Source organism: Inhella sp., assembly GCF_027532025.1.
Classification (GTDB): domain Bacteria; phylum Pseudomonadota; class Gammaproteobacteria; order Burkholderiales; family Burkholderiaceae_C; genus Inhella.
Genome location: NZ_JAPZSY010000115.1, coordinates 1 through 8,887, shown reverse-complemented (window position 1 = coordinate 8,887; position 8,887 = coordinate 1). Strand labels below are relative to the sequence as shown.

Here is an 8,887-nt window from a genome sequence, read left to right as displayed (position 1 = left end):
ATCGCAAGCCAGTGAACTGGTGAAGTTGGGCCGCCTGCTGGTGACCGGCAAGCGTGCCTCGGCCGTCCCGGTGGTGCCGCCCCCGGTCGTCAGCGACGAGGGCAAGCCTGGGGCCACGCCCGCGGCGCGCTCGAATGCCGACACCGCCGAGCGCACCTCGGCTGCACCGCGCGCGCCCGAGGTGGTTCAAGAGGCCCGCGAGGGCACTGGGGCAGCGGCTGCCTCCACGGACCGGCCCACGGCCATGGAGCCGAAAGCCCTGGACCGTGGCAGCGTGGGCGGCGGCAGCCTGTCGTCCTCGGGCGAACGGAGCAGTTGGTTCAGCTTCTCGCTGCGCAGCTGGTTGCGCGGGGTCTGAAACCCAGGCGCAGTCGCTTGGCCCAAAAGAGAGAAGCCCGGCTTGGCCGGGCTTTGTCGTTTCTGGGGCTGGATCGTCAAGCGCCGGGGCGCGTGGGCGGTTGCGGATTCCAACGCGCCATGGCGTGGCAGTCGACCAGCACGCCGTCTCGCAGCGTGTAGCCGCGGTGCGTGCCCTCTAACTCAAAGCCGAAGCGCCTGTAGAGCGCAATGGCAGCAGCGTTGTCAGCGTTGACGGTCAGTTCCAAGCGCAACGCGCCTATCCAGCGGTCGGCCACATCGACCAGCGCTTGCATCAGGGCGCTTCCCACGCCTTGCCTGTGCGCGTGCGGTACGACCCACAAGCCCAGAGTGCGCGCGTGAGCCCTTCGTGGGGACGTGCCCGCCCCGTGCAATCCGGCCAAGCCGACCAACTCGCCATCGCGTTCGGCGACCAGCATGAGGTCAGTGGCGCCCAGCTTCATTGTGTCTTCCAGCCTTTGCCGCCAAGCGGCCTCCGTGGGGTAGGGCATTTGCAGCAAGCCGCCGAACACGGCGGGGTCGCCCACGTGCGTCACGATGGCCGCGACATCGGCCATCGTGGGACGCCGGATCGAGATCGCGTCGGCGGCCATCAGGCGCGCTGCGCGATCCAGTCTTTGACGCTGGCCAGCGCCGCCGGCACGCCCGCAGGCTGGGTGCCGCCGGCCATGGCCATGTCGGGCTTGCCGCCACCCTTGCCGCCCACTTGCTGGGCCACGAAGCTGACCAACTCGCCGGCCTTGATCTTGGCCGTCAGGTCGGCCGTGACGGCTGCACCCAGGTTGACCTTCTCGCCGTCCACGGCGGCCAGCACGATGGCCGCGCTCTTGAGCTTGTCGCGCAGCTTGTCCAGCGCGTCGCGCAGGGTCTTGCTGTCGGCGCCCTCCAGCACGGCGGCCAGCACGCGCACGCCGCTCACATCCATGGCTTGGCCGACCAGGGCGTCGCTCTGGCTGGAGGCCAGCTTGCCCTTGACGGCCGCCAGCTCCTTGTCCAGCTGCTTGATCTGGTCGAGCAGGGCGTCCACGCGATGTCCCGCATCGGCCGGGGCCACCTTCAGGCGGCTGGCGATCTGAGCGAGGCGGTCTTCCAGGGTCTGCAGGTAGGCCAGCGCGTTGGCGCCGGTCACGGCTTCCACGCGGCGGATGCCGGCGGCCACGGCGCCTTCGGCCACGATCTTGAACAGGCCGATGTCGCCCGCGCGCTGCACGTGGGTGCCGCCGCAGAGCTCCTTGCTGCTGCCGATGGTGAGCACGCGCACGGTGTCGGCGTACTTCTCGCCGAACAGCATCATGGCGCCGCTCTTCTGGGCGTCTTCCAGAGCCATGACGGCGGCGTCGGTGGCGGCGTTGGCCAGGATCTCGGCGTTCACCAGGCGCTCCACTTCGGCGATTTGCGCGGCCGTCACGGCCTGGCCGTGGGCGAAGTCGAAGCGGGTGCGGTCGGCGTTGACCAGCGAACCCTTTTGCTGCACGTGGGCGCCCAGCACCTCGCGCAGGGCCTTGTGCATCAGGTGGGTGGCGCTGTGGTTGCGGGTGGTGTGGGCGCGGGCGTCGCCGTCCACGCGGGCCACCAGCACGTCGCCCACCTTCAGCTCGCCTTCGGCCACGCTGCCGTGGTGGCCGAACACGTCGGCCTGGATCTTCAGCGTGTCGTGCACGCTGACGCGGCTGGTGGCGTTGCGCAGCTCGCCGCGGTCGCCCACCTGGCCGCCGCTCTCGGCGTAGAAGGGGGTGTGGTCGAGCACGACGACCACGTCGTCACCGGCCTGGGCCTTGTCGACGGCGCTGCCGTCCACGTACAGCGCGGTGATCTTGCTGGTCTCGCACACCAGGTGCTCGTACCCATGGAAGGCCGTGGGCGTGCCGCTGTAGGCCAGGCCCTGGGCCATCTTGAACTTGCCGGCGGCGCGGGCGCGGGTGCGCTGCTCTTCCAGCAGCTCGTTGAATCGGGCCTCGTCCACGGCCACGCCGCGTTCGCGGCAGACGTCGCCGGTCAGGTCGACCGGGAAGCCGTAGGTGTCGTGCAGCTTGAAGGCGGTGTCGCCGTCGACGCCCTGGCCGCTGGCCAAGGCCGCTTCCAGGATCTCCATGCCGTTGGCGATGGTGCGGAAGAAGCCGGTTTCCTCCTGCTGCAGCACCTCGGTCACGCGGGCTTCGGCTTGACGCAGCTCGGGGTAGGCCTCGCCCATCTGGGCCACCAGGGCCTTGACCAGCTTGTGGAAGAAGGGCGCGCGCGCGCCCAGCTTGTAGCCGTGGCGGATGGCGCGGCGGGCGATGCGGCGCAGCACGTAGCCGCGGCCGGCGTTGCCGGGGATGACGCCGTCGCAGACGGTGAAGCTGCAGGCGCGGATGTGGTCGGCGATGACCTTCAGGCTGGGGCTGTTGGCGTCGCAGTCGCCCGCGCCGGCTTCGTCCACGGCCTGTTTGGCGGCGGCCAAGAGCGCCGCAAACAGGTCGATCTCGTAGTTGCTGTGCACGTGCTGCAGCACGGCGGCCAGGCGCTCCAGGCCCATGCCGGTGTCCACGCTCGGCTTGGGCAGCGGGTGCATCACCCCGTCTTCGGTGCGGTTGAACTGCATGAAGACGTTGTTCCAGATCTCGATGTAGCGGTCGCCGTCTTGCTCGGGGCTGCCGGGCGGGCCGCCGGCCACGTCGGGGCCATGGTCGAAGAAGATCTCGGAGCAGGGGCCGCAGGGGCCGGTGTCGCCCATCATCCAGAAGTTGTCGGACATGTAGCGGCCGCCCTTGTTGTCGCCGATGCGCACGATGCGCTCGGCGGGCAGGCCGATGTCCTTCAGCCAGATGTCGTAGGCCTCGTCGTCTTCGGCGTACACCGTGGCCCAGAGCTTGTCCGCCGGCAGCTGGAAGTGAACGGTCAGCAGCTCCCAGGCGTAGCGAATGGCGTCCTTCTTGAAGTAGTCGCCGAAGCTGAAGTTGCCCAGCATCTCGAAGAAGGTGTGGTGGCGCGCGGTGTAGCCGACGTTGTCCAGGTCGTTGTGTTTGCCGCCGGCGCGGATGCACTTCTGGCTGGTGGCGGCGCGGCTGTAGGGGCGCTTGTCGAAGCCCAGGAACACGTCCTTGAACTGGTTCATGCCCGCGTTGGTGAACAGCAGGGTCGGGTCGTCACCAGGCACCACCGGCGAGCTGGCCACCACGGCGTGGCCTTTGCTTTCAAAGAACGACAGGAAGGTGCGGCGGATCTCGGCGGCTTTCATCGGGGCTCGGCTCGGGTCGGTTGCGTGAAGGGGCGGCGCAAGGGCTAGAGTGCGCGGCTCGTCACCGAGGAGAACCCCCATGAGCGAAGCCGACACGGCGCTGCCAGCCCTCCATGATGCCAGCCTGCTGCGCGTCGACGCCTTGTTGGGCGGCGAATGGGTGAGCGGCCCTAGCCGTTTCGCGGTGCACAACCCGGCCACGGGCACGCACTTGGCCGACGTCACCAGCGGCGACGCCGACCAGGCGCGCCTGATGGTGGAAGCCGCCGAGCGTGCCTTGCCCAGTTGGCGAAGCCGCAGCGCCCGCGAGCGTGGGCTGCTGTTGTCGCGTTGGGCGCAGTTGCTGCGCCAAAACGCCGACGATCTGGCCCAGTTGATGACCGCCGAGCAGGGCAAGCCCCTGGCCGAAGCGCGTGGCGAAGTCAGCTACGCCGCCAGCTTTCTGGAGTGGTATGCCGAAGAAGGCAAGCGCGTGTACGGTGAAACCATCCCCAGCAGCGACGGCAACAAGCGCCAATGGGTGTGGCGCCAGCCGGTTGGGGTGTGTGCCGCCATCACGCCGTGGAACTTTCCCCTGGCGATGATCACCCGCAAGGTGGCCCCCGCGTTGGCCGCGGGTTGCACGGTGATGGTCAAGCCCGCCGAGCAAACGCCGCTCACCGCCTTGGCTTGTGCCGAGTTGGCCCTGCGCGCTGGCCTGCCCGCCGGTGTGCTGGCCGTGTTGCCGGCCAACGCCGACGACTCCATCGCCGTCGGGCAGGTGTGGTGCGCGCACCCAGGCGTGCGGCACTTGAGCTTCACCGGCTCCACCGAAGTGGGGCGCATCCTGATGGCGCAGTGCGCGCCCACGCTCAAGCGCCTGTCGATGGAGCTGGGCGGGCATGCGCCCTTCATCGTGTTCGACGACGCCGACCTCGACAGCGCCGTGGAGGGCGCCGTGCAGGCCAAGTACCGCAACAGCGGGCAGACCTGTATCAGCGCCAACCGCCTGCTGGTGCAGGCCGGCATCCACGACGCCTTTGTCGAACGCTTGGCGGAGCGCGTGGCCGCCTTGCACCTGGGCCCGGGTACCCAAGCGGGGGTGCAAGTGGGCCCGGTGATCGATGCATCGGCGCTGGCCAAGGTCAAGGCCCATGTGGACGATGCCCTGGCCCTGGGCGCCACGGCTCGTGTGGGCGGGCAGGTGCGGGGTGACCTGGGCCCCACCTTCTTCGAGCCCACGCTGCTCGTCGGGGTCACTCCCAAAATGCGCTGCGCCGTGGAAGAAACCTTCGGCCCGGTGGCGCCTGTGCTCAGGTTCGACACCGAGGCCCAGGCCTTGGCTCTGGCCAACGCCAGCGAGTACGGCCTCGCGGCTTACTTTTACAGCCGCGACATCGGACGCGTCATCCGTCTGGCCGAAGCCTTGGAGTACGGCATGGTCGGGGTCAACACCGGGCTCATCAGCAGCGCGGAGTTGCCTTTTGGGGGCGTCAAGCAAAGCGGCTTCGGTCGCGAAGGAGGACACCATGGGCTGGAGGAATACCTCGACACCAAGCTGGTTTGCGTGGGGGATGTGAACGCATGAAAGCCCGTGCTGTGTGGGGCGCCTTGATCGTGGCCGGTGTTGGCCTGGTGGCGGTGGGTGCTGCGGCCTTGGCCGCTTGGTGGAGCTTGGGGCGGCTGTTGGTGTGGCCGCCCTCGCCCGAACACGAGGCCTGGGCCTTGGCCTTGCTGGCGCTGGCCGGTTGGCTTTGGGGCCTGGTCGTGTGGATGGGCACGCGGGCTTCGGCACGGCGGCGCATGAAGGCGCTGGACCGGCAGGCCCAGGTGGCGGCCTTGACGCAGCAACCGGTGCTCACCCTGGACGTTCGGGGGCGGGTCAACTGGGTCAACGCCGCGCTTTCTCAGCGCACCGATCGTCACGGCCCGCAGGCCATCGGGCGCGAGTTGGTCCAGGTGCTCGGGCTGCCCGAGGGCGAGGCTCGCACCGAGTTGGAGCAGGCCGTGGGCCAAGGTCAGGCGCTCGCCCTGGCTTGCGACGGCTTCGACCTGCACGGCAACCCCTTGGCATGGCAGGTGGAAATGCAGCCGTTGCGCGACACCCGCGACCGCTGGCTGGGGGCGGTGGTGTTGGCGCTGGATGGCGAGGCCTTGGCGCGGGCCGAGCGCGAACGGGTCGCGCAGCAGGCCCAGTCTGCTCGCCTGCACGACGAACTCTTGACGCAGTTGGAGGCCGAGCGCCAGCGCCGCGAGAACGAGCATGCCGCTTGGCTTCAGGAGCAAGCCCGCTGGGACGCCGAACAGCACGCGATGGCCAGAGCCCGCGCCGAAGCCGAGGCCCAACTCGACCGCCTGCACGACGAGGTCAACGCCCTGCACGAGGGCCTGGAGGCTGCGCAAACCGGCACCTGGCAAGCCGACTTGCGCAGCCAGCAAGTGACCATGGACGCAGCCGCCATCCGATTGACGGGGCCGGCTGCTGCGGTGGTGCTGGGGGGGCGACCGGTCGCGCAATGGGCCGACTGGCTGAGCCCCGACGATTGGGCCCTGGCCCGTGCGCAGTTTTTGGGCTTGCTGGCTGGCACGGCCACGCACCGGGACGTGGTGCTGCGTTTGCGTGCCCCTGGGGGCGAAGAGGGGCAGGCGGTGTGGATCAAGGCCGCGGTTGTCGCCTACGGTGCCGATGGGCAGGCCGAGCGCTTGGCGGGCACGGTCCAGCGCGTGGGTGAGGCCGCGCAGGGCCTGCAGACCCAATGGCAGCTCTTGCGCGATGGCGAGGCCCTGCATGGCGCGGCCACCTTCCGTCTGGAGGAGAGCAACCTGTTGATGCAGGCTTCGCCGCAGTTCTTCCACCTGCAGGGCCGGCCTGCTCAGGCGGGCGAGATGGGGTGGGGCCAGTTCGTGCACCAAGTGGCCGACGACGTTCAGCGACGCCGCCTTCAAAACGCGCTGGATGACGCGCTGGCCGAAGACGCCCAGGGCTGGGACCTGACGCTGCCGCTGCGCACCGCGCTGGGTACCGCGGTGTGGGTGCGCTGCCGCGCCGAGCCGCGGGCCACCAGCGACGGCGAGCGGGCGTGGTTGGGCGTGCTGCAAGCGGTGCCCGCACCGGGGCGCATCGACGTGGCCGAAGGCGACGCCGAAACCGACGCCGAACGGCCCACCGTGCCCGATGCGCTGAGCGACGCCTTGCCGGACCGCTCGCCGGACCGCTTGTCCGACCCGTTGCCCGACCCGTTGCCCGACCGCGCCGCGGCGCAGGTCCGCTTGGGCCGGCACTACGGCACAACGGCACGGCTGATGGCGCCTGCCTTGTTGGCCTTGCGCCAGGAGTTGGCGCGGGCGCCGACGGGGGCAGCCCGCCAAGTCGCCGCGCAACGCGTGGCCATGCTGGCCCGCAGCCTGGGGGCGGCACCGCTGGCCGACGGCTTGCAGGCTTGGGATGGCAACGACGCTGAGCTGCCCGAGGCGTTGCAAGCCGCTTTGACCACGACGGCCCAGGCGCTGAAGGGCGTCTAAACGATCGCCTGCCACTCCGGCCCCATGGGCGCGTGCAGCGCCAGGGGCAGGTCTGTCAGCGGGTGGCGCAGCCCCAGGACTTCGGCATGCAGCCACAAGCGCTGCAGGCCCAGGTGCTGGGCCAGGACGCGGTTGAGCGCTCCCTTGCCGTGCGTGGCGTCGCCCACGATGGGGTGGCCCAGGTGCTTGCAGTGGCGCCGCAACTGATGCCGTCGCCCCTGGTGCGGCGTCAGCGCCAACACGGCGGTGCGGGTGCTGGCGAAGTCGGGGTGGGTGCGCAGGGGCCATTCCAGGCGCTGCAGCACCTGCCAATCGGTGTTCGCCTCGGCGTGCGCTTGGCCCGCGCTGGCGCGCTCGGGGTCGCGCGCGAGGGGGTGATCGACACGGCCTGAGTCGGTCGCCGGCCAGCCTCTTACCCAGGCGCGGTAGCGCTTGTCCACGATGCCCGCCGAAAACGCTGCGCCCAGGCGGCTGGCCGTCTCGGCATCTCGGGCGAACAGCAACACGCCGCTGGTGCCCTTGTCCAGGCGGTGGGCGGGCCACAAGCGCTGCCCCCACTGGGCTTCGGCCTGCTCGTGCGCGCTCGTGGTTTCGTGGGCGTCGAGGGGCGTGCGGTGCGTCAACAAGCCCGGCGGCTTGGCGATGGCCAGCAGCCAAACGTCCTCGAACAGGGCCTCAAGCAAGGTCGCCGTCCACGTAGAACCATTGCCCGTCTTCGCGCACGAAGCGGCTGGTCTCGACCAGCCGGTGCGCCCTGCCGCCCAGCTTGCTGCGGGCCACGAAGGCGACGGTGGCGGTGTCGTCTTTCTCTTGCTGCGCCTTGACCTCAAGCCCCAGCCACTTCAAGCCGGCTTCAGGCGCTTCCAACTGTCCCGGGCGCGTGCTGGGGTGCCAACTGGCCAGCAGGTAGTCGCGCAAGTCCAGCACGAAGGCGCTGTAGCGGCTGCGCATCAGCGCCTCGGCCGTGGGGGCGGTGAGGCGGCCGGTTTGGGCAAAGCTGGTGTGGTGGGCGCCGCAGCAATCTTGGTAAGCGCGGGCGGGTGTGCAGGGGCATTGCATGAGGCAATTGTTCCCCCTGATGCCTGTCCGATTTTTACCAGCGCGGTTCCGTCGTTGCTGCCATGCTGCGAGCCATCGCTTGGACGGAGTTTTCTTATGGCCGATGCTGCTTCACCCGCTCGTGCTTTGATCGTGCCAAAGGGCCACAGCCGTTGCGGCGAACCCTTGGCCATTGGGCCTGATGTTTGGACGCTCAAGGTCGCAGCAGCCGATACAGGTGGCGCCTTGAGTGTGATGACTTGGGAAGGCCACTCACCAGGCGGCCCTCCCTTGCACATGCACCATGACCAAGACGAGGTCTTCATCGTGAAGGCGGGCCGGTATCGCTTTCAGTGTGGCGACGACCAGTTCGACCTTGGGGAAGGGGACAGCATCTTTTTGCCTCGTCGGGTGCCTCATAGCTTTTGTCAGCTCAGTTCAAGCGGGCGTCTGTGTTACCTCTACACGCCGGCCGGCGCGATGGAGGACTTCTTCCGCGCGCTGGCTCAGCTTCCAGGCCCCCCCGAGCCGCAGGCCGGCGCCGCGCTGTTTGCCGCGCATGGCATGCAAGTGATGGGGCCTCCGTTGACTCCCCCTTGACGGCGGGCTGACTGCGTATTCCACGCCATCCCGGACACCATTCCGCTGTGATGGCGGACAGCATTCCACCGTGATGGCGGACACCGTTCCACGCTGAAGGCGGACAGCGTTCCATCCTGATCGCGGACACCGGCGGGTGTCCTGAGTGACCCA

The 8,887-nt window shown here is 69.2% G+C and carries 8 protein-coding genes; 4 read left to right on the top strand and 4 right to left on the bottom strand.

Features of this window, described 5'->3' with window-relative positions:
* Nucleotides 1-358: hypothetical protein (locus tag O9335_RS14150; RefSeq protein ID WP_298389217.1), on the top strand; the 358-nt coding region annotated here is incomplete at its 5' end.
* Between the two features lie 76 nt (nucleotides 359-434).
* On the opposite strand, the gene O9335_RS14145 is transcribed toward O9335_RS14150, so the two are convergent.
* Nucleotides 435-971, bottom strand: a complete 537-nt coding sequence (locus O9335_RS14145) for a GNAT family N-acetyltransferase (RefSeq protein WP_298389215.1) — start codon at nucleotides 969-971, stop codon at nucleotides 435-437.
* The gene (gene alaS, locus O9335_RS14140; RefSeq protein WP_298389213.1) at nucleotides 971-3,595 is read right to left on the bottom strand and encodes an alanine--tRNA ligase; all 2,625 of its coding nucleotides are present in this window, start codon (nucleotides 3,593-3,595) and stop codon (nucleotides 971-973) included. The genes O9335_RS14145 and alaS overlap by 1 nt, the downstream gene beginning before the upstream one ends.
* Before the next feature lie 79 nt (nucleotides 3,596-3,674).
* On the opposite strand from alaS, the gene O9335_RS14135 reads away from it, so the two are divergent.
* Nucleotides 3,675-5,162, top strand: a complete 1,488-nt coding sequence (locus tag O9335_RS14135; RefSeq protein ID WP_298389211.1) for an NAD-dependent succinate-semialdehyde dehydrogenase — start codon at nucleotides 3,675-3,677, stop codon at nucleotides 5,160-5,162.
* Complete coding sequence (locus O9335_RS14130; RefSeq protein WP_298389209.1) at nucleotides 5,159-7,096, top strand: hypothetical protein; 1,938 nt, start codon at nucleotides 5,159-5,161, stop codon at nucleotides 7,094-7,096. The genes O9335_RS14135 and O9335_RS14130 overlap by 4 nt, the downstream gene beginning before the upstream one ends.
* On the opposite strand, the gene O9335_RS14125 is transcribed toward O9335_RS14130, so the two are convergent.
* Together O9335_RS14125 and O9335_RS14120 are read right to left on the bottom strand one after the other, a co-directional pair.
* Complete coding sequence (locus tag O9335_RS14125) at nucleotides 7,093-7,779, bottom strand: pseudouridine synthase (protein ID WP_298389207.1); 687 nt, start codon at nucleotides 7,777-7,779, stop codon at nucleotides 7,093-7,095. The two genes, O9335_RS14130 and O9335_RS14125, sit on opposite strands and share 4 nt — an antisense overlap.
* Nucleotides 7,772-8,155, bottom strand: coding sequence for a YchJ family metal-binding protein (locus tag O9335_RS14120; RefSeq protein ID WP_298389205.1), 384 nt, complete (start codon nucleotides 8,153-8,155; stop codon nucleotides 7,772-7,774). Before O9335_RS14120 ends, O9335_RS14125 begins: the two co-directional genes overlap by 8 nt.
* Before the next feature lie 270 nt (nucleotides 8,156-8,425).
* Between O9335_RS14120 and O9335_RS14115 the strand changes: the two genes are divergently transcribed.
* On the top strand, nucleotides 8,426-8,734 hold the full coding sequence (locus O9335_RS14115; RefSeq protein WP_298389203.1) for a cupin domain-containing protein: 309 nt from the start codon (nucleotides 8,426-8,428) through the stop codon (nucleotides 8,732-8,734).
* Nucleotides 8,735-8,887: the final 153 nt, after the last annotated feature.